The 22,288-nt window shown below is 61.7% G+C and carries 20 protein-coding genes; 6 read left to right on the forward strand and 14 right to left on the reverse strand.

Annotated elements, in window-relative coordinates:
- Positions 1–2: 2 nt before the first annotated feature.
- Both F3J17_RS03880 and F3J17_RS03885 read right to left on the reverse strand, forming a co-directional pair.
- Positions 3–1,775 (reverse strand): GMC family oxidoreductase, encoded by a 1,773-nt coding sequence (locus tag F3J17_RS03880; protein WP_167053924.1) that lies wholly within the window; start codon positions 1,773–1,775, stop codon positions 3–5.
- Between the two features lie 66 nt (positions 1,776–1,841).
- Positions 1,842–2,549: a gluconate 2-dehydrogenase subunit 3 family protein gene (locus F3J17_RS03885; protein ID WP_167053926.1), complete on the reverse strand. Its 708-nt coding sequence runs from the start codon at positions 2,547–2,549 to the stop codon at positions 1,842–1,844.
- 429 nt (positions 2,550–2,978) lie between these two features.
- Between F3J17_RS03885 and F3J17_RS03890 the strand changes: the two genes are divergently transcribed.
- The gene (locus tag F3J17_RS03890) at positions 2,979–4,259 is read left to right on the forward strand and encodes a HipA domain-containing protein (protein ID WP_345891125.1); all 1,281 of its coding nucleotides are present in this window, start codon (positions 2,979–2,981) and stop codon (positions 4,257–4,259) included.
- A gap of 16 nt (positions 4,260–4,275) precedes the next feature.
- Positions 4,276–4,581, forward strand: coding sequence for a helix-turn-helix domain-containing protein (locus F3J17_RS03895; RefSeq protein ID WP_167053928.1), 306 nt, complete (start codon positions 4,276–4,278; stop codon positions 4,579–4,581).
- Positions 4,582–4,680: 99 nt separating this feature from the next.
- On the opposite strand, the gene F3J17_RS03900 is transcribed toward F3J17_RS03895, so the two are convergent.
- Positions 4,681–5,427, reverse strand: a complete 747-nt coding sequence (locus tag F3J17_RS03900) for a glucose 1-dehydrogenase (protein WP_167053930.1) — start codon at positions 5,425–5,427, stop codon at positions 4,681–4,683.
- A 378-nt stretch (positions 5,428–5,805) separates the two neighbouring features.
- Here F3J17_RS03900 and F3J17_RS03905 point away from each other — a divergent pair, with 378 nt between their 5' ends.
- From F3J17_RS03905 to F3J17_RS03915, 3 genes are all read left to right on the forward strand, one after another.
- Positions 5,806–6,639 (forward strand): ABC transporter substrate-binding protein, encoded by an 834-nt coding sequence (locus F3J17_RS03905; RefSeq protein ID WP_167053932.1) that lies wholly within the window; start codon positions 5,806–5,808, stop codon positions 6,637–6,639.
- Positions 6,640–6,713: 74 nt separating this feature from the next.
- Positions 6,714–7,445: an amino acid ABC transporter permease gene (locus F3J17_RS03910; protein ID WP_167053934.1), complete on the forward strand. Its 732-nt coding sequence runs from the start codon at positions 6,714–6,716 to the stop codon at positions 7,443–7,445.
- Positions 7,442–8,122 carry an amino acid ABC transporter permease gene (locus F3J17_RS03915; protein WP_167053936.1) on the forward strand — a complete coding sequence of 227 codons (681 nt, stop codon included), beginning with the start codon at positions 7,442–7,444 and terminating at the stop codon, positions 8,120–8,122. Before F3J17_RS03910 ends, F3J17_RS03915 begins: the two co-directional genes overlap by 4 nt.
- A gap of 79 nt (positions 8,123–8,201) precedes the next feature.
- Here the strand turns inward: F3J17_RS03915 and F3J17_RS03920 are convergent, their stop codons facing one another.
- On the reverse strand, positions 8,202–8,627 hold the full coding sequence (locus F3J17_RS03920) for a Tautomerase enzyme (RefSeq protein ID WP_167053938.1): 426 nt from the start codon (positions 8,625–8,627) through the stop codon (positions 8,202–8,204).
- A 123-nt stretch (positions 8,628–8,750) separates the two neighbouring features.
- On the opposite strand from F3J17_RS03920, the gene F3J17_RS03925 reads away from it, so the two are divergent.
- On the forward strand, positions 8,751–9,344 hold the full coding sequence (locus F3J17_RS03925; protein ID WP_167053940.1) for a TetR/AcrR family transcriptional regulator: 594 nt from the start codon (positions 8,751–8,753) through the stop codon (positions 9,342–9,344).
- Positions 9,345–9,365: 21 nt separating this feature from the next.
- Here the strand turns inward: F3J17_RS03925 and F3J17_RS03930 are convergent, their stop codons facing one another.
- From F3J17_RS03930 to F3J17_RS03980, 10 genes are all read right to left on the reverse strand, one after another.
- Complete coding sequence (locus F3J17_RS03930; RefSeq protein WP_167053942.1) at positions 9,366–10,580, reverse strand: sensor histidine kinase; 1,215 nt, start codon at positions 10,578–10,580, stop codon at positions 9,366–9,368.
- Between the two features lie 263 nt (positions 10,581–10,843).
- On the reverse strand, positions 10,844–12,070 hold the full coding sequence (locus F3J17_RS03935) for an ISNCY family transposase (RefSeq protein ID WP_240160746.1): 1,227 nt from the start codon (positions 12,068–12,070) through the stop codon (positions 10,844–10,846).
- Positions 12,071–12,568: 498 nt separating this feature from the next.
- Positions 12,569–13,630, reverse strand: a complete 1,062-nt coding sequence (locus F3J17_RS03940) for a hypothetical protein (RefSeq protein WP_167053944.1) — start codon at positions 13,628–13,630, stop codon at positions 12,569–12,571.
- A 144-nt stretch (positions 13,631–13,774) separates the two neighbouring features.
- Positions 13,775–14,500 (reverse strand): FAD-dependent oxidoreductase, encoded by a 726-nt coding sequence (locus F3J17_RS03945; RefSeq protein WP_167053946.1) that lies wholly within the window; start codon positions 14,498–14,500, stop codon positions 13,775–13,777.
- Between the two features lie 706 nt (positions 14,501–15,206).
- Complete coding sequence (locus F3J17_RS03955) at positions 15,207–16,142, reverse strand: amidohydrolase family protein (protein ID WP_167053950.1); 936 nt, start codon at positions 16,140–16,142, stop codon at positions 15,207–15,209.
- 1 nt (position 16,143) lies between these two features.
- Positions 16,144–17,457: an MFS transporter gene (locus F3J17_RS03960; protein WP_167054505.1), complete on the reverse strand. Its 1,314-nt coding sequence runs from the start codon at positions 17,455–17,457 to the stop codon at positions 16,144–16,146.
- Positions 17,458–17,478: 21 nt separating this feature from the next.
- Positions 17,479–18,741, reverse strand: coding sequence for an MFS transporter (locus F3J17_RS03965; RefSeq protein ID WP_167053952.1), 1,263 nt, complete (start codon positions 18,739–18,741; stop codon positions 17,479–17,481).
- Positions 18,738–19,997, reverse strand: coding sequence for an MFS transporter (locus F3J17_RS03970; protein WP_345891135.1), 1,260 nt, complete (start codon positions 19,995–19,997; stop codon positions 18,738–18,740). The genes F3J17_RS03965 and F3J17_RS03970 overlap by 4 nt, the downstream gene beginning before the upstream one ends.
- A 29-nt stretch (positions 19,998–20,026) precedes the next feature.
- Complete coding sequence (locus F3J17_RS03975; RefSeq protein WP_167053956.1) at positions 20,027–21,076, reverse strand: amidohydrolase family protein; 1,050 nt, start codon at positions 21,074–21,076, stop codon at positions 20,027–20,029.
- A gap of 11 nt (positions 21,077–21,087) precedes the next feature.
- Positions 21,088–22,251 carry a porin gene (locus F3J17_RS03980; RefSeq protein WP_167053958.1) on the reverse strand — a complete coding sequence of 388 codons (1,164 nt, stop codon included), beginning with the start codon at positions 22,249–22,251 and terminating at the stop codon, positions 21,088–21,090.
- Between the last annotated feature and the right edge of the window lie 37 nt (positions 22,252–22,288).

Genomic DNA, 22,288 nt, shown 5'->3' on the forward strand with positions numbered 1-22,288 from the left:
GCCTACACCTGCACCAGCGCGCCGGGCGCCTTCAGGTAGTGATCGCGGATTGCCTGAGCCGCGTGAAGGGTGAGCGCGGCGACTGTGCCGGTGGGGTTATAGCCGCCATTGTTCGCGAACGCCGACGCACCGCATACAAAGGTATTCGGCACATCCCAGCTTTGCAGATATTTGTTGACCGCGCTGGTGGCCGGATCGGCGCCCATGCACGCGCCGCCTGTCGTGTGCGACGAGAGGTTCGTCATTGGCGTGTAAGGCTGGGCCGTGGGCTCGGAGCGCTCGATCGTTTCGGCATTCATCGCGCGGGCGATTTCCTCCGATTTATCGGCCATGAATTTCGCCGATCGCTTGTCGTTCTCGTTCCAGTCGAATGTCACGCGCAGCAACGGCTGACCGTGACGGTCCCGGTAGGTGGGATCGAGATCGAGAAAGACATCGCGATGGGGATAGCTGTTGCCCATCACGTAAATCGAGTTGAAGTTCTGATACGCCTTGCGGTAGGCCTGTTTCCACGCCGATCCCCATGTGGGCGTGCCTTTGGGTACGCCCGAGGACATGCCGATGGGGCGGCCGTTGGTCGAGTGAATCAGCGCCACGCCGCCGCCGATAAAGTCGTAATTCGAATGGTCGAAGTTATCGCCGTTGAAATCGTCGATGGCCTGCGCGAGCGCGCCCGCACCGATGAACGGATTGAGGTTTTGATCCTTGAGCCAGATCGATGCGCCCGAAATCGTCTGATAGGCGTAATTGCGGCCCACCACGCCCTGGCCCGCATCGCGGTCGTAAGGCTTGCCGATGCCCGACAGCAGCATCAGGCGCACATTGTCGAACTGATACGCGGACAGCACGACGATATCGGCGGGCTGTTCCCATTGCTGGCCGTCGTTGTCGATGAACGTTACGCCTGTGGCCATCTTTTTGTCGGGCGTGAGATTGACGCGCAGCACTTCCGCGTTGGGGATCACGCTGAAATTTTTACGTGCCATCAACGCAGGGACGACACAGGCCTGCGGGCTGCTTTTCGACCAGTTGCCGCAACCGAAGAATTCGCAGTACCCGCAATACGTGCACGGCGCCATCTTTACGCCGAGCGTATTGGTGTACGCCCCTGACGTGTTGCCCGCGGGCACGGGAAACGGATGGTAGCCAAGGTCGCGGGCCGCCTTGTCGAAGAGCAGCGCCGCCTGGGTGCGGGCGAGCGGCGGAAGCGGATAGTCGCGGTTGCGCGGGCCTTCGAACACGTTCCCGCCGTCGATTTTCTGGCCCTGCACATTGCCCGCTTTGCCCGATGTGCCGGCGATACGTTCGAACTTGTCGTAGAACGGTTCGAGTTCGTCATACGTGACGCCCCAATCCTGCACCTGCAATCCATCGACGAAACGGGCTTTCCCGTATTTTTCGACGGTATTCGTATAGGTGACGAAATCGGTCGGCAGGAAGCGCCAGGTCATGCCGTTCCAGTGCGTGCCCGCGCCGCCCACGCCCCAGCCGAACTGGTAGGTGTTCAGATCGCGCAGGGGCAGTGCTTCCTGGTCGGGCCGGTTGCGGAACGTCATGGTCTCTACGCTGAGCGGTTGCAGCAATTCGCGTCGGCGGGCGTAGCGCAATTCGTCGGTGTCGATCGTGGTGGGGAAATCGGTGCTGGTATCGCGCCAGTTGCCGCGCTCGATCGCGACCACATTGAGGCCGGCCTGCGTGAGCTCATTGGCCATCAGCGAGCCGGCCCATCCGAGACCGACGATGACGGCATCTGCCTTGGGCCGCTTCTGTGCCATGCTGGGCGCTCCTTGTTCTCGTGCGGGCAGACGCGCGGCGTCACTCGCGCCGCGCAGACTCGCCGATCAGGTTTGCTTGCGGATGAAACTCACGGGCTGAATGCCAAGCGGCTGGCCAGGCTTGTCGAGATAGTCGCGAAAGTCGTACTGCGCGCCCGGAAAACCCACCATCTTCCAGCCCGCCATGTCCTTGTTGCCGCCGTAGATCGGATCGGAAAAGAAGCCTTCGCGGACGTTCCAGAGCACCAGCGAGAAGAACTGTTTCGCATCCACGCCGGACAGTTGCAGCGAGCCGTCCTCCCATTCGTGGATGGCCGCGTCCTGCTCGTCGGGTGCGAGGTCAACGAAACGCTTGCCGCCGGGCCTGGCTTTCACGGCGCTGTCGAATGCCGCCAGCCCGGCACGCCAGCGCGCGGCGGGACCGCGGTCGAACTGGGGACCGGCTTGCGGGAGACCCTGCTTGAGCGGGCCGTCGAGATAGAGATACGTGCCTTTGCCATAAGGTCCGGCGAGCTGTGCATCGATAAAGACGGCGCAGCCGGCTTCCTTGCCGCCGATGCTCAGGCTGTCGGTGGGAATCAGGCGGTCGGCGATGGCTTCGGTGAGGGCGGCTTCGTCGGCGGTAAAGAACTTCCAGCCATTGGCGATGACCGGCTGCGGCGCAGGCGCTGCTTCGCCGGTCCATGGCATGCCGCCCCAGATGACCTTGGCTTTCGCAATCGCAAGACTGCCGACGAGCAGGACAAACGACACCAGGAATCCACGTCTTCGCATGGTGTACCTCTGACGAATGTGGCGGGAGGTCAAGCTTCAGGGACTGCAATCAGACCGGGGACGCGCGCCGCCATGCGGCGCTTATCGAAATAACATAGTTGTCAACCCGGATCAGCGCAAGCGGAGTAACTACTGGCTCGTCGCGTAGCGCTGCAAGCAGACAGTCAGGTCGGCTGGGCTGGAGGATTGCTCACGCGTCGGCCTGATTGCCCGGCGGCCTTCGTTTGAGTTCGATGATTGCGGGCACAACGATCGTGGGCGCGAGCGCCAACTCAATGGGCGTCGCCACGGCGGCTTTTCGGCTTCGAGCGCCAGGCGATCCCGCAGGCGGCCACGACCTCACAATCTGTTAAATGCTTCTTAAAAGAAGCATTTAGAACGACGTCCTCCTGATTGTGCTACATTTATGAAGCAAACAGGAGGTGAGCAGTGGAATGCGCCCTGCAGATTTTTCTCGATGACCAGTGGATAGACTGCGCCGCGATCGACTGGCGCGAGGGCCGATGCCAGTGGGATTTTCAGGTCATGTACGCGGTCGAGCATACCCACGATCCGGTGTCGCTCGTCGAACCCGTCGACACGGAGTTCCGCTATGCGCGCACGCTCCCGGCGTTCCTCTACGACCTCGTGCCGCAGGGCGCGGGCCGGCGCTTCCTGCTCGGCGAACTCAAGCTGCAGGACGGCCCTGATGCGGATTTCCCGCTCCTCTGCACCGGCGCGTTCAATCCCATCGGTCGTATCCGTATCGCGCAAGCTGTCGACTATTTCGAGGCCCACGTGCGCCGCCACCCCGACGCGCGTGGCCTGCCTGGCATGTCGATCGACGATGTAGTCGAGCGTAGTGTCGATTTCAAGGAGCGCATGTATCTGCACGGCATGCTGGGCACCGGCACCACGGGCGTGCAGGGCGCTGCGCCGAAATACCTGCTCACCCGCGACCACGCCGGGCTGCTGCATGGCGATGCGGTTCTTCCGGATGCGCAGGCAACGCAGCACCTGATCGCGAAGCTGCCACGCGGCAGCGCGAGCGCCGACCTCAAGGTGCTCCACAACGAGGCGGCCTATATGCGGGTGGCCGCCGCAATTGGCATCCGTACTCACGATCAGCTGCCCAGCCTGCACGGCGACGTGCTGCTGATCCCGCGCTTTGACCGGCGTGTGCGTGACGGGCGCATCGAGCGGCTTCACCAGGAAAGCGTGGCCTCGTTGCTGGGCCTCAGCGGCTTCGATCTGCGTCCGGATCTTTTCGAGGTCGTGGCGGCGATCCGCAGGGTGACGAGCGATCCGGCTGCGGAAACGCTTGAATTCATCAAACGCGACGTGCTCAACCTCGCCATGCGCAATACCGACAATCACGCGCGCAACACGGCGGTGCAGCTAGTCGATGGCCGCGTGCAACTGACGCCGCTGTTCGATTTCGCGCCGATGTATCTCGACCCCGAACTGGTGCCCCGCACGCTCAGATGGTATCGGCCGGATTCGACCCGCGTCGAGCTGACGGAGTGGGGCGACGTGCTGGCTGCGCTACCGCTGGGCGGCGGCGAGCGTCAACGGCTAGACGCGGCATTGAGCCGCTTCGCCGTGGAGGTCGAACGCCTGCCCGACATCATGGCGGAGCAGGGCGTCGATCAGGACATCGTGCAATTCCTCATGCCCTCCATCGACACGCAGGTCCGGCAGCTCAAGGCGCTGCATCCGGATTCGCCGTAACTTCAAGAGAACCGCTATGCCCCGCCGCACACCCTTGAGCCGTGAAGAACAGAATGCCCGGCGTCGGGAATTCTACGAGCGCATCGAGCGCGGCGATATGAGCATTGCCGAAGCCATGAAGGCGATGCGCAAGATGACGGGTTTGACCCAGGCAGAATTCGCGGCTCATCGCGGCGTCAGCCGTCGCGTGATCCAGGACATCGAGCGCGGCACGGGCAATCCAACGGTCGAGTCTTTGAACAGCATCGGCAAGCTGTTTGGCTTGCAGGTGGGCTTCGTCCGGCTGCGGCGCAGCGAGCCGCCTGTGACTCCAGCCGAATAAGCGCTGCGCCAATGTCAAACGGGCACGTTCGTTTTTGCCGAACGTGCCCGTTTGAGCGAAGCAGCGTTGCTGATAGCCGCAACGATACGCGTACTTCTTTTAGCGCATACCGCCGCTGGCGACGATATGCTCGCCCGTCAGCCACTTTGCGTCGTCCGACGCGAGGAATACCGCAATCGACGCAATGTCGTCCGGTGAGCCCACGCGTCCGAGCGGCGTCTGGCTGACTGCTGCCGTTTCGAATTCCGATCCGATCACGCCGGCGCTTTGCGTGCCTTCGGTCACGATCACGCCCGGATTGATGGTGTTCACCCGAATCTTCTTCGGCCCGAGTTCGCGTGCGAGCGCGCCGGAGATGGCGTCCACTGCACCTTTGGTGCCGCTATAGACGGCGGTCGTGGCAGGGGTGATCGTCGAAACGACGGAGCTGATATTGATGATGCTCGCGCCTTCGCCAAGGTGTTTCGACGCGGCCTGCGTGGTGAGCAGCACGCCGAGTACGTTGACGTCGAACTGTCTGCGGTATTGATCTTCGGTGAACTCTTCGATCGGTCCGAATTCGTAGACGCCGGAGTTATTCACGAGGATGTCCAGGCGTCCAAAGGTTTCGACTGCCGCGTCGATGATGCCTTTTGCGTCGGCGGCCTTCGAGACGTCACCACCCACGGAAACCGCCTTGCCGCCCGCCGCGGTGATTGCGGACACAACGGCATCCGCGCCGGCCTTGCTGCTAGCGTAGTTCACGACGACCGATGCGCCTTCGGCCGCCAGCGCCTTCGCGATCCCTGCGCCAATGCCTTTCGACGCGCCAGTGACAACGGCCACCTTCCCTGAAAGCTTGCCCATGATGTTTTACCTCGCTGTGAGTCATTCCGATGAACCAGACCGGCTTGACGTCTTTGCGTGACGCGATTGCCGGCGCGTCATGCAAATCTAGACAGTCGCGCCGCTGCGATAAAGGCGCATGAAACGAATTGAGTGGCGCGATTTGCCGAACAATCGGAAAACGGGGCGAAACCCACTCTGTGCAATAACGCTGAACCCCTCGCGCTGCGCCGGTTTGAGGGGTATCGACGTCTTCTCTCGCGGGTTCGCAAATCTTCGATTGGACTTTCGACCTGAGAAATACTTGGTTGGGTTGCGCGCACCGCACCATTAGAGTGCGGACTGTGCCACCCGCGTTCGACGTGCGATGACGCAACCAACAAAAAGGAAATTCAGGCAATGAAGATGAAAATCAGGGGCGCAGTGCTTCCCGCACTGCTGACGGCGTTGCTCGCCGTGGCATCGAATGCGGCGCACGCCGATCGACTCGACGACATCAAGAAGGCCGGCGTGCTGCGCGTGGCCGCGTTCGACAGCAATCCGCCGTTCGGCTTCGTTGACTCGACGGACAACCAGATCATCGGTCTCGACGTGGATTACGCGCGCGCCGTCGCGAAGAGCCTTGGCGTGAAGCTGGAAGTTCAGCCGACCAACCCGGCGAACCGCATCGCGTTCCTCAAATCGGGCAAGGTCGATCTGGTGTTTGCGAACTTCACGATCACCGATGAGCGCAAGAAGGAAGTCGACTTCAGCACGCCCTATTTCGCCTCGGGCACCCAGTTCATCGCGAAGAAGGGCGCACTCAAGTCACCCGACCAGCTCAACGGCCTGCGCATCGGCGCCGACAAGGGCACCACCAACGAACAGCAGGTGCGCGCGAAATACCCGAACGCGACCATCGTGGCCTATGACGACACGCCGTTTGCGTTCGCCGCGCTGCGCACGGGCAATGTGCAGGCGATCACGCAGGACGGCCCGAAACTGGTTGCGCTGCTCGCGCGCGTGCCGGATAAGGCGAACTACGAGATTCCGGCGTTCACCATCTCGAACGACTATGAAGGCGTGGGTGTGCCGAAGGGCGAAACGCGTCTGCTCGACGCCGTGAACACCACGCTCACGCACCTCGAAGCCGATGGTCAGGCCGCGCAGATCTACGACAAGTGGTTCGGCCCGAAGAGCGCCGCGCCGCTGCCGCGTCTGTTCAAGATCGGCGATCCGCAGAAAAACAGTTAAGCCGTCACGCTGTCCATTCGACCCGGGCCTTGCTTTCCAGCGGCCCGGGCTTTGTGTTTTTTGCTGCCTGATTCATGCATACCTGGCTTGAACCCAAGTACTTCGCGTGGCTCGAACAGGGCCTTGCCGTCACTGTGTTGCTGTCCGCCTGTGCGGGCCTGTGCGCCACTCTGTTCGGCTTCGTGCTGGCCATCGCGCGCACGGCGCACAGTGCCGTGGTGAGGCATGCCGCCGCGCTCTACGTGTTCGTATTCCGCAATTCTCCGCTGCTCGTGCAACTGCTGTTCTGGTATTTCGGCGCGGCGGCGTTGCTGCCGTCGGACTGGATGACGTGGCTCAACACCCCGCACGTCGTCGCGTGGGGACCGCTCACCTTGCGCTGGCCGAGCTTCGAACTGCTGGCGGGCGGGATCGGGCTCACGTGCTATACGACGGCGTTTATCGGCGAGGAATTTCGCGCCGGCATGCGCGGCGTGAACGTCGCTCAGGCACACGCCGCAGCGGCGCTCGGCATGGGGCGATTGGCTACGTTGCGCTACGTGATCCTGCCGCAGGCGTTGCGCATCGCCACGCCGCCGCTCGCGGGACAGTACATGAACCTCGTGAAAAATTCGTCGCTGGCGATGGCGATTGGCGTGGCGGAGCTTTCGTATATGTCGCGCCAGGTGGATACCGAAACGTTCAAGACGTTTCAGGCCTTCGGCATTGCAACCGTGTTTTACGTCTTGACGATTGCCGTGATCGAAGTGGCGCTGGTCGTCTGGCAGCGCACCGGCACGCGCACACTGTCGCGAGGTCGAGCGTGACGGGAATCGACTGGCTCTCTACCTTGCGTTATCTGCTGCTGGGCTCGTTTCCGGCGGGGCCGCTCGGCGGCGTTGCGTTAACGCTCGTGCTATCCGTGGCGTCCGCGCTGCTGGCGGCGATGATCGGTCTAGCGGGCGGCGTGGCGCTGGCGATGACGCGCGGCGCGGCCCACCTGGCGCTCACGGCAATCGTCGCATTCTTCCGCGCCATTCCCGTGCTGATGCTGATTTTCTGGACCTTCTTCCTGATGCCGATTCTGCTGCACGTCGACGTGCCGGGTCTTGCCACCGTCGTGTGCGCGCTCGCGCTGATCGGTGGCGCGTATCTCTCGCATTCGGTGTATGCGGGCATCGAATCAATCGGCACTGGACAGCGCGACGCGGCGCTTTCGCTGGGTCTCACGAGATGGCAGGCGCTCAGAGAGGTGGTGCTGCCGCAGGCCGTGCGCGTGATGATGCCGTCGTTCGTCAATCAGTGCGTGTCGCTCATCAAGGACACGTCGCTGGCGTACATCGTCGGGGTGCCGGAGTTCACTTTTCTCGCCAATCAGTTGAACAACCGCCTGATGGTGTATCCCGCGCAGATATTCCTGTTTGTCGGCTTTGTTTATCTGCTGCTCTGCGGCGCGTTGCAGTGGCTCGCAAATCGTCTGCTGGGCAAGCGCGCGAACGCTTAGGGCAGGAAATTTCACCCGCGCCTTAAAAATCGGACTGCTGATTAAATCGGCGGCGCTCGCGCTTCCTGCCCGAACCGGTTTATCCGATGGCCGCTTCCTGTATGGCCTCGACAAGGTCCGCGTTGCTATGGGCGTGGCCCGCGATGCCCCACGAGCCATCCGCCGCATAAACGATGTTGGTCCAGATGTGATCGCGCGTAAGACGGCCGCCGGCTGCACGTTCGAGAATCGCGGTCGCCTTTTCAGTGAAGGCCTGCTTGGCTTCGGGCGTCGCCAGCGCGATCTGCGGCAGTGTCAGCTCGACAAACGCGGCGGCGGCGGGCTTGCCGGCGGCGAAAACCCGTCCGGCCGGGATCACATTAAGCGTGCCGATCACATTGGGCGTCATGAACGCGTTGCCTTCGAGCTGGGCGACGCTCAACAGCGCCTGTGTCAAGGCGGCGAAGGTCGGGGCTTCGGTTTCGGTGGACAGCACTCCCTCAGATACGGTCAGCGTAATAGGCATGGCAGATCCTCATCGGTAAGCGACAGCAGTTAGTGGTATATATGTAGCGACTGCTCTCTATGTATAGACACTGACTGCTCTTTAAGCAAGAAAAAAGAGCAGTCGCTCCGAATGCGAGGTCCCATGCGTTATACCGCTGAGCACAAGATCGAAACGCGCAAGCGCATCGTCGATGCCGCGAGCCGACTGTTCCGGCGCGACGGCTATGGAGGCTCGGGCATCGACGGGCTGACGAAGGAGGCGGGCGTGACCAACGGCGCGTTCTACGGGCACTTCAAGTCCAAGAGCGAAGCGTTCCGCACGGTGGTGCTGGCGGGCATGGAGCAGTTGCGGCTTGCGGTTGCCGACCTCCGGGCGAGCCACGGCAAACGCTGGCTGAAGACCTTCATCGGCTTTTACCTGGGCCCGAAGCGCACCTGTGATATCGGCGAAAGCTGCGCGCTGCCAAGCTTTTCGCCGGAGATGGTTCGTGCCGACGCAGAAACTCGCGCCGCCTACGAGGGGGAGTTGCTTCGCCTGATCGAGGCGGTTTCGGCGGGGCTGGGCGACGAAGCCGGAACGGAACGCGACGACAAGGCAATCGCGCTGCTTGCGATGTTGTCGGGCGGGGTCACGCTGGCGCGCGCCGTACCGGACCCGGCGCTGTCCCGGCGTATCGCCGACGCGGTCGAGCGTGCGGCGCTGGCCTTGACCTCGGCCCCGCGCAAACAGGGCTGAGCGCACGCTACAAAACAGCAATCAGCGCGGTTGTGCCTCGTCCGTCGGCACGATTACGCGCACGCACAAGCCGCCTTCGGGATGATCGCCAATTTTGAGCTTCGCATTGCAACGCTGCGCGAGGCGCCCGACGATCGACAGGCCGATACCCCAATGCGCGCTTAAATCCCGGCTCACGGCATGCGAAGCGCGCAACGACGCCGTCTGGGCCGTGTCATCGATCAACGCCGCGCCGCCGGCGCCATGATCCCGTACGCTCAGGGTCCAGCTACGCGCGCCGCGCAACGTGCCGATTTCGACCGGCGGTGCACCATGTGCGAGCGCATTGCCGACGAGATTGTCGATCAGGCGGGCGAGGGCGGCGCGCGGAAGCTCGAACGCCGCGCCGGCCTCCAGCCGCAGCACGATCCGGCTATCGTCCGCATTCACGCCGTAAAGGAAGCGGTCTCGGAGATACGCATCTACGCTCACGGGCGTAGTATCCGCGCCACCCTGGCCGGTCGAATCGATAAACTGCCGCGCGACGTCCTGGAAAACGTCGATGTCCTCGATGAGCGCCACGCGCAGATTCCAGCGTCCGACGTTGGTTGCGATGGCGCGCAGGCGGGCAGCGTGCGTTTCCATCAGTTTGAGGAATGCGGCGAAAGCGCTCGACTGGTCTTCGGCGACGCCGCTGCGTCGGCATAACAGGTCGCCGAGCGCGCGCGTCAGTTCGCGCAGTTCTTGCCGACGGTGATTCGTATATTCAGGCACGTCGAAATTGGCCGCGGCCGATCTTTGCAGCAGCGCGCTCATCTGGAGCAGATCTTGACGCACCTGGCGCAGCCACCAGCTGCGCATCGCGAATAGAACGGCGGTCAGCAGCGTGCAGACGGCCGCGAGACGCGCTGCCAGGCCCACATCGATCCAGTGCGTTTCGTTTTCGTGCGGATAAGCGGGGTTCCATGCCGTGACGTCATCCGAGGCCCAGATGGCGTCACGCAGATGAGGCGCGATCTCGGCGCCCAGATCGACGAAGCGTGGATGGATCGACACGCGCGGCGCGATACCGTGGGGAACGCCTGCGTTCGTTGACAGACCGGCTTCGATATCGTCTTGCCACGCGGATGGCGCGTCGGCCGCGGAGTCGAACGTGGCATCGCCGGAAAAGCGTGGCGAATCTGCGTCGAGGTATTGGAAGCCAATCTGCGCCAGCATCAACGATGCAATCGATAGCAGCACGATCCGAGCGATCAAGGCGGTCACCTTTCTATTTTATTTCGATGTATTGCTTGCGTCCGTAGACGCACCCCTGAAATAGCCGAATTCCCGGCTTTGAGCGCTATTGTGCGCGAAGCAAACGTTTTTCTATTTGGGGAACAGCGAGGGAATCTGGGCCGTTTCGTAGCTTCGTGGCGGTTTTTTCGATTTGGGACCTACATACATGCTGGGGCCAGATAGAGATGTCCGCCTCCCAGCCATATTCAAATGTCCGCTTTTCTCGTCTCAAACGCTGCTTTTCAGGGGAGTAATCGTCCTGTCCTCTCGAAGGCAGGATCCTGAACGGGCAGGGCATTGACGTCCGGATCGACCTGTCTGCGCTGCGCAATATCCGTGATCGCCTGCTCTATATCCGTCTGCGTAAATGCGCGCTGCTTTTTCTTTCCCGCCTGTGCTTCACCACGGCTTGTCCGGCTCGCATCACCTCGGTGTGTACGCGATGGAGCCTTGCCAATCCGGCTGTTATCACGTTGCGCCTGGATCGCCTGCGCAACCTGCAGCACATGGCTTAGCCGCTTGTGCTCGATGACCGCGCCCTGGTCGATTTCAGCCAGCCGGTCATACAGCCTGTATGGCAGGTTCCGCGCATCGGCACGCAACTCGATGTGTCCGTCCGGATACTCCCAGACTTCAATGTACCGATCGATCAGCTTGCGGTTCTCCTGCGTATCGTCCAGCAGGTACATCACGCGGTCGTACTGCACCGTCAGCGATTTCGTGACCTTGCGCAGTTCCCGCCACGTGAGCACCTCATCAAGACTCTCGTTAGCGCGTAGCGACCGATGCGCATCGAAGTCACGCTTCGGCGGCTTTGCAAAGCGCGCGTTGTAGCTCGCCATGAAGGAGGGCGCATAGGCATTCGCTTCGCTAACCGAACTGATTCCCCGCAACCGCAACTCCTTTACAAGGCGATCCTGCAGCGTCAGGTGCGCGCGCTCCACACGGCCTTTGGCCGGACTGCTGTTCGCGCAGAACGTGTCGATGTTCAGCTCGTACATGGCGCGACCGAACGGTGTTACGCGGTTGCCCGTCTTGCCTGGGTTGACATTGCGGAACACACTCGCACGGTCGCTGTACAACGCACCCGGCTTGCCGTGATGTTCAAGGTACGCGCGCGTCGCCTCGAAGTAGCTGAAGGTCGATTCGGTGGCCGTGAAGTGCAGGTGCATCAGCCGGCTCGTCGCGTCATCGACGTAGACCAGCAGCGTGCAGGCCGGCGCGCGGTCCTCGAACCAGCGATGGTCGCTGCCGTCGATCTGGACCAGCTCGCCCAGGCACGCCCGGCGCGCCCGGGGCTGGTAGATCTTCGGCGGGCGCTGCCTGCGCGGCACCCACAGCCCGGCGTGCATCATCAGCTTCCTGACGGTTTCCTTTGCCAGCTTGATGCCGTGGCATTCCTGCAGTTTCTCGGCGGCCAGCGTTGGCCCGAAATCCGCGTAGCGCTCACGGATATCTGTCCAGTTCATGCATCGTCATGGTTATCCGTTTCGTTGCAGCCATCGAAGCTCCCAGCGCCGGATCTCCAGCGGCGGGTCAGCTTACGATCAACCTGAAAGCGGACATTTGAACGTGGTCAAAAGCGGACGTTTTAACTTAGCCACTACAATACAAAACTGCGATAAATACAATTAGGTTAAATTTAGATCGTAAGATCTAGTTGAGTTGTGCCGCCACACGTAACAATTCGTATTTGAACTGATTGGGATATCGAATTAAAATCTTCGCTTTGGGGTATCTAGCTGTGCATTACGTCACAACTATAGTGAATCCGTCCAGTGAGTTACAATTTTAGCTGACGGCGGTACCCCTCGCAGCGTCCACCCAAGGCAACTTGGAACGGCTCGCGCGTTTCAGGTGTGAGATTCAATGTTGAACAGTCTGCGGCTGCGCTCGAGTGCGGTTTAAATCTCTATGCATCGTTGGCTCCTTAGCTTTGATGTGTCGCCGAAAACTAGCAGCAGCGATTATTTCCAGAGCGACACAGTGGAATGGTACTGCTGCGTCGAGGTAGTTTCGTCTTGCGCAACAAACGGCTCACATCGCTTCCGATAGGCTTCGGACGGTCCACCGCGCTCGCCCGCATCCATCCATCCCAGGTTAAATTGGGTATGACTGTAATGGCATAGCAGCGTCGCATTGCCGGCTACGGTCGTGCTACTCGTTGTTCTCGTATCTAGTTTGAGCGGCGCGGAAGGGAAGGTAATATCGGCTATTCCAATCTGTTCGGCGTGAAATTTCATGTTGTATGCATCAACCCGCCACTCCGCTGCTTTACCCGACACAACACGGTAGCCTCTGGAAGCCATCTCTGGCGTAGAGTAGAAGAGTTCCATTGGTTGATTCAAACGGGGATCGTCAGCATTTTCGAAGTGGAAAAGCTTGCTGGGAACGAATTCTGCCGTGGGACGATCTAGCGTATCGTGGTTTAGCTTCGGTGTATTGATAAATATCCAGCGATGGTCGTCATCGTAAATGACCAGTTGTACGTCTATATAGTCAGGCTGCGCAAGTGAATTCCTGTCTTCGATCTGCACGCTGCGAAGGTCCGGCACGGGCCAACCATTTCTATCATTGTTTTCCAGTTTCTCGGGATCCAGAAATATTATCTCAGGATAGTAGCCAAATGAACCCATTAAGCGGTAGCGTGTTCCCGGAACATATGCTGAGAGCGGGCGATACATCGGAACACCTTCGCCCTGGAGACTCTGACTGATCTTGTAAGACTCAAGGAGATTTTTCCAGTTAGGGGAAGTTGCACTTTTTAATGCTGCGATGTTTTGACGACTACACAGTTCCCCTTTCTTATCGCAACTCTGATATTGATACAGAGCGACGCCATCGCTTTCCAATGTCAGCCACGGGCGTGGGGGAGCTGGAAAGCTATAAATCTGGTCGTAACCGTGCGTTTCCAGATTCGGCACAATCAAAGGCGGGCAACCCGCGAGCAGCGTACATGAAGAAATCAAGGCAACGCGCGTTGTCATTCCACCCAGCTTTGTTTTAAAAATGATGGTCGTCTTATGCATGTCGTCTCGCAATTTTCTGGATGTATGTTTTTGAATTTAAAATCGCCGAATTATTTATGCAATTTGTATATTTATCGGGGCATTGTAAAGTATCTGCATCAGACTCATAGTGAGTAGCGAAATAACATCTGACTGACAGTGATACTACTGCCAAACATAAAATATCGTCGCTTTCATCGTGCAGTGCTGAATGAGACGTCTTAAGCGTGTCTGATAGCGCTCACCGGGTGCGGCGACAGTGACTTCGATGCCGCAGTTGCGCACAGCGGCGGCGGTTTCCAGGCCGATGGAACTGTCGCCGAGCATGATGGCGTGGTCAGCCGGTTCTAGCGACTGCAAGCTGCCGGCAGCGTCGCCGAACTCCCACAGCGTGAAGACGCCGTCAAGGTTTGCACCGGGGATATCGGGACGTTGTGCGATCGAGCCGCTCGCGACCAACACCGAATCAAAGGCTTCCTCGCGACCGTCGCCCAAGGTCGCAACCTTCGTCACAACATCGCGCTGCTTGACTTCGACGTGCTCGATCCGCAGGCGCGGGTCGCTGATGGCGTGTTCTGGCAGAAGAGGCGGGACCTCTTCCGGAGCCATTTCGCCTGCCGGCACGAATTTGCTGAGACAGGCTTGGTCGTAGGGCGCCTGGGATTCGGCGGCAAACGTCGTCACTGTGCCGTTAAAGCCGTTTTGGAGCAGCGCGGCCGCTGCGGCAGCGCCCGCTGCGCCACCTCCGATGATGGCGACGCGCAGCAGCTGAACGTCAGTTCGAACGAGACACGATTCTGGGCTGTAGGGTTCCAGCTTGATCAGCAGGGCTCCGTCGTCGGTACGAATGGGGAAGGACGAAAGACCATCGAGGGCTGGGGCTCCAGCCAACGGCCATCGTCGATATCGAAGGCCGCTTTATGCCAGGGATACACGATGCGATGCCCGCATAGCGCGCCCTGCTCCAGAGGCGCGCCTGCGTGCAGGCAATCTGCACTCAACGCGTGGATGTCACCGTCCCGGTTGACGAGCAGGATCGGCGGGCCTTCAATCTCCACTCGTCGTAAGCTCTGCACTGGGAGCGCTACGATGTTCAGCGCCTTGATCCACTCAGCGATGTTGCGCTGCGCTCCTGATCGGCTATTTCAGCGACTTTTCCTGCAAACTGCGTGCCGTAGAACAGATCTCCTTTTCCAAACGCTTTCACGACCGATCGGATAGGTCTGCTACGAGGCGGAATCGTGTTTATTAGTGTGAGTGGCTGGATTGTCGCCCGGCTCTTAGTCGCTCGCGAACGCACGCGCCAACGATGAATTCACGTCCCGTCTGCACGTTGCGAACGGCTCTGGTCGACCCAAATCGGTCGGTTGACGTGGTGTTTTCCAATGACCGTTTCAGTGGATACAGCAGCCTTTCGATCGTGACAGTTGCGCGCCGCCGCGCAAACAGAACCTCGCTCGCACGCACGCGGGTAACTGCGAGCAACGTCAGCAGCAAGGGGAAACCGTCCCTGCTCGTTGTGCCGACGGCGACAGACGCCGCGCCGATTAGTGTCGCCGTGTCAGCGTCCATGATCTTGCGTACGCGGGTTCACCTGCTATGCAGTGAAGCCATAGAGGCGCGTCGGGTTGTCAACGAAGATCATTTGCTGCCAGTCGGCGCGCCCGATCCAGGAGGCGATTACGTCGACCAGCGCGGCATCGTCGGGCTTGGTCGCCTTTTCCGTCGGATGCGGCCAGTCTGTGCCCCAAAGCATACGCTCGGGCGTCATTGCGATGAACGCTTTCGCCACGGGCGCGACATCGGCATAGGCGGGCCCGCCGAGTTTCGTATCGACGTACGGTCCCGATAGCGTGACCCAGGTTTTGCCACCTTCGACAAGCCGTCGCGCTGTTTTCATCGCTTCAGAATCGAGCCCATCGGGCTGCGGGATATGCGCGATATGGTCGAGCACCAGCGGGCAGGGCAGCGCATTCATATGCTTTTCCAGCGCGGGCAGTTTCGCGCCCTGCACCACAAGTTCGATATGCCAGCCGAACGGCGCGATGCGCGCGGCCAGCGGCGCGAGCATGTCGATGGTGGTGGCGCCCGGATAGCTCAGATTGAAGCGGATCGCGCGTACGCCTGCGTGGTTCATCAGCGCGAGATCGGCATCGGTAACCGAAGTATCGACGACGGCTACGCCGCGCGCGTTATCGCCGAATTGCGCCAGCGCATCGAGCAGACAGCGGTTATCCGTGCCATAGGTCGAGGGCGTCACGCACACGTTGCGGCGCACGCCCAGGCGCTGCTGCAAGGCGCGATATTGCGCGACGCTCGCGTTGGGCGGGCGCAATTGCGTGCCGGGAGCGCTCGGAAAGCGGTCGTCGTAGATATGCATGTGGCAGTCCACGGCGCCTTCGGGCAGACGAAAGGCAGGCGCTTCAGTCCCGGTGGACCAGGTTTCCATGGCGTCGGCGTGCAGCGGAAGCGCGCTGGCAAGCGCGCCCGCACCCAGCACGCTCAGGAACGCGCGGCGATCGAAATTGCTCATCTCACGCCACCCCGATTTCGTTCTGCACACGGCGGCCCGTGCGGCTCAGAAGCAGCAGCGTGACGACACTCACCAGCGTGAGAATGCCGAGCGGCATCAGCGCGAGCGCATAACTGCCGGTGGCTTCCTTGACCCAGCCGTAGACGTTCACCATCAGCCCGCCGCCCAGCAGATTGGCGATGGCGTTAATCGTGGCGAGCCCGGCTGCCGCTGTGCTGTTCGACAGCATGCTGGAAGCGAGCGCCCAGAACGGCCCTTTGAACGCGTACGCGCCCACCAATACCGCGCAAAGCATCGTCATGGTCGGCACGAGCGATCCGCTCAGCGACGTGCCGAACAGGCCCAGCCCAATGAAGAGCATCGGAATCACGGTGTGCCAGCGGCGCTCCTGTCGACGGTCCGAACGGCGGCCCCACCAGACCATCAGCACCGATGCGAGCGCGTAAGGCACCGCATTGAGCAAGCCGGTTTCCATCACGCTCAGCCCGTACGATTTGAGCAGTTGCGGCTGCCAGACCGACAGCGTACTGCCCGCGCCCGAAGCGCAGACATCGACCAGCGCAAGACACAGCACATAGCGGTTGCGGAACAGCTTCGTGAGCGGCATCGACGCCACCTTCGCCGGGGCACGTGCTTCGCTGGCGATTTCGGCGGTAAGCCATTGGCGTTCTTCGTCGTCGAGCCAGCGCGCGTCGGCGGGCTTGTTGGTCAGCAGCGCCAGACACACGAAGCCCAGCAGCACGGTTGGAATACCTTCGAGGAGGAACAGCCACTGCCAGCCGCGCAGTCCCGCGAAGCCGTCCATCTGCAACAGCGCCGCGGAAATGGGCGAGCCGATAAAGCTCGCGGCCGGAATCGCCACCATGAACGTCGCGACGATGCGCGCGCGATAGCGCGCCGGCACCCAGTACGACAGATACAGCAGCACGCCCGGAAAAAAGCCGGCTTCCGCCGCGCCGAGCAGAAAGCGCAGCGCGTAGAAAGCCGTCGGCGTGCTGACGAGTGCCGTCGCCGCCGAAATCAGACCCCACGTAATCATGATGCGGGCGATCCACAGGCGCGCGCCGTAGCGTTGCAGTGCCATATTGCTCGGCACTTCGAAGAAGAAGTACGAAACGAAGAACAGACTGCTGCCGAAGCCGAATACGCGAGCGGTGAGGCCGAGATCGTGGTTCATCTGTAAGGACGCCATACCGACGTTGCCGCGGTCGATGAACGCCAGCAGATAGCAGATCATAAGAAAGGACACGAGACGCCACACCACCTTGCGGAGGGTGCGCTGCTCGAGCGCGGTGGCGTCGGGGCGGGTTTGCATGTGCATGGATGTCTCCTGCGTTTATTGTGCGCCAGAGCGACGCTGCCTGATGTGATGGAAAACGTTGATGGCGATGGCGCACGCGGCCAGCACGCACGCCATGACGCTGAACGTGCCGCGCACGCCGAGTGCTTCGGAAGCGGTGCCGGCGAGCAGATAGCCGAACGGCATCGTGCCGTTGTAAGCCATGCCGTACATGCCGACGAGCCCGCCGCGCACGTGCTCGGGGCAGCGCTGCTGGATCGTCGCGTTGGTGGATGTCGCCGAAAAAGTGAGGCTGAAGCCGAGCAGACAGAACGCCGGAACCGAAAGCGCAGCGGCGTTCGTCGACGCAAGCACGAGTAGCGCGCCCACGGCGCTCCAGGGCGCGAGTGCAATGCAGCGCGCGCTCGCCTTCGGTCCCCATGCCGACGAAAGCAGGATCGCCGCGCTCAGCGAGCCGCTGCCTGCTGCCGCGAAAAACAGTCCGGTGTAGCGCGCCGCGTCGTGAAAGGCGTGATCGGCGAGCAACGGCACGAGTGTCTGATAGCTCGCGGCGAACAGACCCATGCAGGCGAGCATGGGCAGATAGCGCGCCGAAAACGCGTCGGACATCACGTAGCCCACGGCGTCGCGCAGGCTGCTTTCGCCGCGCCCGGGACGCGGCGCACCACCGCTCGGCATCGAGCGCACGCACAGCGCCATGACGCCCAGTGCGCACGCATAGATGCCGAACGACGCGCCGGGACCGAACGCCGGATAGACGAAGCCCGCGATGCTCGGCCCGACCATGCGCCCGACGTTGTAGACCGTGGTGTTCATGGCGACGGCGTTCGACGTCAGGCGCGGGTCGCGCAGACTCGTCACCAGCAGCATCTGGCGCGCAGGCGTTTCGATCGCGCTCGAGGTGCCGATGGCCAGCGCGTGCAGCAGGATCAGCTTCACGCCGAGCACGCCCGTCACCCAGAGCGTGAGCAGGCTGAGCGTCAGCAGCGTGGACGTGGCCAGCACGCAGAGCGTCGCGCGCCGCGCATTGCCCGAGCGGATGCGCGATCCCGCGAGCGGCGCCACGATGAGCTGCGGCCCGTACAGCAGGAAGTTCAGCAGCGCCAGCACGGACGCCATGCCCGTGAGGTGATAGACGAGCAGGTTGAGCGTAATGTTCTGCGTCCAGCTTCCGAGCACCGAAACGACCTGTCCGCAGGCATAGCGTCGCAGCGCAGGCTCCGTGAGCGCGGGGAAAAGGCGGTCTTGCAGGCTTGTACGGGTTGCTGCGCGGGTTGCGCTGTCTTGCGTCTCGCTCATGCCAGCGCCTTGCCGCGCGTTTCCGGTGCGAACAGCACGACGATTGCGGCGGCGAGAAACGCCACGATCGTGGTGGCGAGACCCATCGTGAAGCCGCCCGACGTCGAAGCCAGCGCGCCGATCACCAGCGGTGCGATAAAGCCGCCAAGCCGTCCACCGTTATACGCGAGTCCCATGAGAAAGCCGCGCGAGGCCGTATCGCCGATGATTTCCGCGAGGAACGGTCCCGCGCCCGCAAAAATGCCGTTCACGCCGAAGCCAGTCAGAAAGATCGCCGTCATCAGCAGCCACGGATTCGCGCTGACGATATAGACGCCCACAGCAACCGCACCCACCAGCAGATATGCGATGAACATCGGGCGGCGTCCGAGCCTGTCGACGAAAGCCGAAAACAGCAGAAACCCCGAGATTGCGCCGAACTGGAGCGCGAGCACGAATTTAAGGCTATGCACGAAGTCGAGATGCTTGACCGTTACGAGGAACGTCGGCGTCCACGTGAACACGCCCCAGTAGAGGTATTGCAGGAAGAAGATGAACGTGAAGGCCGCGAGCAGGCCGCGCACGTTGAGTTTCGCGTCTTGCTGCGGCGCTTTGTGCTCGCTGTGCGAGGCATGAAGGCGGGCTGCGGCCTTGCGTTCCAGCCAGATGGGCGATTCTGGCGTCTTGCGCGCGACCCAGAACAGGATGAAAAACGGCAGCGCGCCGATCAGAAACAGCACGCGCCAGCCGTCGTGCGCGAGACCGCCGTTGATTCCGCTGACCGTGCCGGAAACCGTGATCGCGATGATCGCGCCCACGGGGAGGCCCATCTGCATGAGCGCGCCGCCTTTACCGCGTCGGCTTGCGTGCCAGGTTTCCGCGACCAGCGCCGCGCCTGCCGTCCACATACCGCCCATGCCGAGCGCGCCGCACAGCCGCGCCGCTGCGAACCAGTGTTCGTTCGGCGCAAACGCGAGCAGCCCTGAAAACAGCGAGTAAATGCCGATGCACAGCAACGCGGTGCGCACGCGACCGAGCTTGTCGGAGACATAGCCAAACAGAATGCCGCCGACGATCTGTCCTGCTGCAGTAATACTCGTGAACAGGCCCAATTGCGCTTTGGTAAGGCCAAATTGCAGCGCAAGCGTGGGCAGCAACAGCGAGAGCAGAAAGGAATCGTAGCTTTCGAAGGTCCAGCCGAGGCCCGCAAGTGAAAGCGCGCGCCATTCGGGACCGGTTACGCGCGTCGCAGACTGTGTTTGCAGGCGCTCGCTGATGCCGTTATCGGCGTTGAGGATGTCTGACTTCACGTGTTGTCTCCGGGGAGATCCAGTCCGTAGGTCCTGGCGGCGGTGCGGCTGAAGAGGGCTGCGCGCTCGTCGGGCGAAACGCCACTTGCGATGCGCTTGAACGCGTTCCACAGCGCCGTGTATCCGACCATGCCCTTGTCGACCGGGAAATTGCTTTCGAACATGCAGCGTTGCGCGCCGAATAGATCGACGCAGGTTTCGACCAGCGGCGCCCATGCTTGCGCAAGCGTTTCGGACGAGGGTGGCAGCGCCTGCGTGGCGAAATCGAAGCCGAACACGCTCATGCCTGCGCCACCCAGCTTGATGCGCGTGTTAGGCAGGCTCGCGAGTCGGCGCAGTGAAGCGGCCCACGCCGCGCGCGTCTCGTCGCGCTGGCTCGCGTGCGGTCCCAAACCGACCAATCCGCCGAAGTGGTCGATCACAATCGTCACTTCCGGCGTGCTGGCAGCGAGTGCGTAAAGCGCGTCCAGTTGCGTGTGATAGACCCAGACGTCGAGCACGAGGCCATAGCGCGCGAGCGTTTTCACGCCTGCGCGAAACGACTTGCGTTCCATCAGATCGCTCGGCGGCACGACCGGGCTCGAGCGCACCGCATCGCTCGCGTGCCATGCCAGCGGATTGCGCATACCACGCAGCCGTCCGCCCGTTGCGGCGAGCATCGCTTCGACCACAGGCGCAACGTCCTCGCCCAGTGACAGATCCGCGCCGCCGACAATCGCCTCGCACGCGTGCGTCGGACCATAGGTGCCGCTCGCAAACATCGCCGCGACGCCGTTGGCGAATTCGGCTTCACCAACGGGCTTCATCGCCTCTGGGCCGCTTGCGCGCAGCATCGAGCGGCATTGCACATAAACCGTCGAGACGATGCGATGGCCGCTGCTTTCGATATCCCGGCGCAGTTCATCGGCGAGATAGTGGCCCGACTGCCGGTCCCATAGATGATGATGGGCATCGACAATCGGCAGGTCGGGCTGCAATGCGGCTTCTTCGCGCAGCGCGAGCCAATCGTCGCGGACGGGAAGATGCGGGGCGTGAACGATCTGCATGATTCGCCTGTTCAGAACTTCTTGCGCATGCCGATCACAAAGCCGGTCTGGTCGTAGTTCGCCGCGACCGTGCCGTAACCGTTCACGCCCAACGCCGAACCGCCCTTGTTGCGCGCGAATGCGGCGGTGGCGTAAATGTCGGTGCTTTTGGACAGCAGGTAGTCCGCGCTCAGGACACCCATCCACGGATCGGCGCTCGTCGAGTGAACGTCCTGGTAGTAGGCCGCTGCGGTGACGAAGAATGCAGGCGTGAACATGTAATTCGCGCCCGCCCAGTACAGATTTGCCGAACTCGACTGCGAGCCGCTGTTGGTCACCAGGATCGGGTTCGCCGGCAGGAACGCGCGTGACGCCTGCAGATAGCGATAGCCCGCAAAGGCCTTCAAACCACCAATCGTGTAGGTTGCGGCTGCGGTGGCGCGGCGCTCGGTTCCCGTGTTGGTCGCGACCGTGTTGCTGTTGCGCTGCTCGTACGAAAGGCTTGCGGCGAACGGACCGCCCGCGTAGGTGAGCGAGCCGCCGAAGTAACGGCCCGTGAGTTCGGCGCCCGGTACTTCGCTGCCATAGCCGGTGTCATAGCGCGTGCTGTACATCGCGGCGACGGTGACGGGACCGAATGCGCCCACGTATTTCGCGGAATTATCGATGCGGGCTGCCATCGCATAGTCGATAGAGAGCGTGGAATAGCGCGACGACGCGCCCATCGGATCGAATACGACTGCCTGATCGTAGAGCAGCGAGTTCTGGCGGCCGAGCGTGAGCGTCTGGCCTCGCGCCGTGAGGCCGACCCACGCCTGACGACCGAACAGACGCGATGTAGTCGTGGCGTTCGCGCCCAGCCCTTTGGTTGCTTGCGCGCTGGTGCCGTCGTTGACGTTGAAGCCATTTTCAAGGGTGAAAATCGCCTTGATGCCGCCGCCGAGATCTTCGACGCCCTTAAGGCCCCAGCGCGATCCTGAAAGATTGCCCGACGCTTCGCGCGTGAGCGCGCCGTTGCTCTGCGTATTGTTGATATGTTCGATGCCCACATCGACGATGCCGTACAGCGTCACGCTGCTTTGTGCATGAGCCACGTGCGGCGCGAGCGCGAGTGTGGCCGTGGCAGCCGCTGCGGTGATCGTCGCGCCCGATACGCGCTTGATGGCATTCGAAGTGTGGAAATGGGGTTCCTGCATGGTGTCTCCGTTTATTGATTTGTGTTTTGTATAGGCG

The organism is Burkholderia sp. Ax-1719, from assembly GCF_011753055.1.
Lineage (GTDB): Bacteria > Pseudomonadota > Gammaproteobacteria > Burkholderiales > Burkholderiaceae > Paraburkholderia.

Bases quoted from the DNA above. Each gene is read 5' to 3' on its own strand.
- F3J17_RS03880 (WP_167053924.1), bottom strand. From the start codon at position 1,775: ATGGCACAGAAGCGGCCCAAGGCAGATGCCGTCATCGTCGGTCTCGGA.
- F3J17_RS03885 (WP_167053926.1), bottom strand. From the start codon at position 2,549: ATGCGAAGACGTGGATTCCTGGTGTCGTTTGTCCTGCTCGTCGGCAGT.
- F3J17_RS03895 (WP_167053928.1), top strand. From the start codon at position 4,276: ATGCCCCGCCGCACACCCTTGAGCCGTGAAGAACAGAATGCCCGGCGT.
- F3J17_RS03900 (WP_167053930.1), bottom strand. From the start codon at position 5,427: ATGGGCAAGCTTTCAGGGAAGGTGGCCGTTGTCACTGGCGCGTCGAAA.
- F3J17_RS03905 (WP_167053932.1), top strand. From the start codon at position 5,806: ATGAAGATGAAAATCAGGGGCGCAGTGCTTCCCGCACTGCTGACGGCG.
- F3J17_RS03910 (WP_167053934.1), top strand. From the start codon at position 6,714: ATGCATACCTGGCTTGAACCCAAGTACTTCGCGTGGCTCGAACAGGGC.
- F3J17_RS03920 (WP_167053938.1), bottom strand. From the start codon at position 8,627: ATGCCTATTACGCTGACCGTATCTGAGGGAGTGCTGTCCACCGAAACC.
- F3J17_RS03925 (WP_167053940.1), top strand. From the start codon at position 8,751: ATGCGTTATACCGCTGAGCACAAGATCGAAACGCGCAAGCGCATCGTC.
- F3J17_RS03935 (WP_240160746.1), bottom strand. From the start codon at position 12,070: ATGAACTGGACAGATATCCGTGAGCGCTACGCGGATTTCGGGCCAACG.
- F3J17_RS03940 (WP_167053944.1), bottom strand. From the start codon at position 13,630: ATGCATAAGACGACCATCATTTTTAAAACAAAGCTGGGTGGAATGACA.
- F3J17_RS03955 (WP_167053950.1), bottom strand. From the start codon at position 16,142: ATGAGCAATTTCGATCGCCGCGCGTTCCTGAGCGTGCTGGGTGCGGGC.
- F3J17_RS03960 (WP_167054505.1), bottom strand. From the start codon at position 17,457: ATGCAAACCCGCCCCGACGCCACCGCGCTCGAGCAGCGCACCCTCCGC.
- F3J17_RS03965 (WP_167053952.1), bottom strand. From the start codon at position 18,741: ATGAGCGAGACGCAAGACAGCGCAACCCGCGCAGCAACCCGTACAAGC.
- F3J17_RS03975 (WP_167053956.1), bottom strand. From the start codon at position 21,076: ATGCAGATCGTTCACGCCCCGCATCTTCCCGTCCGCGACGATTGGCTC.
- F3J17_RS03980 (WP_167053958.1), bottom strand. From the start codon at position 22,251: ATGCAGGAACCCCATTTCCACACTTCGAATGCCATCAAGCGCGTATCG.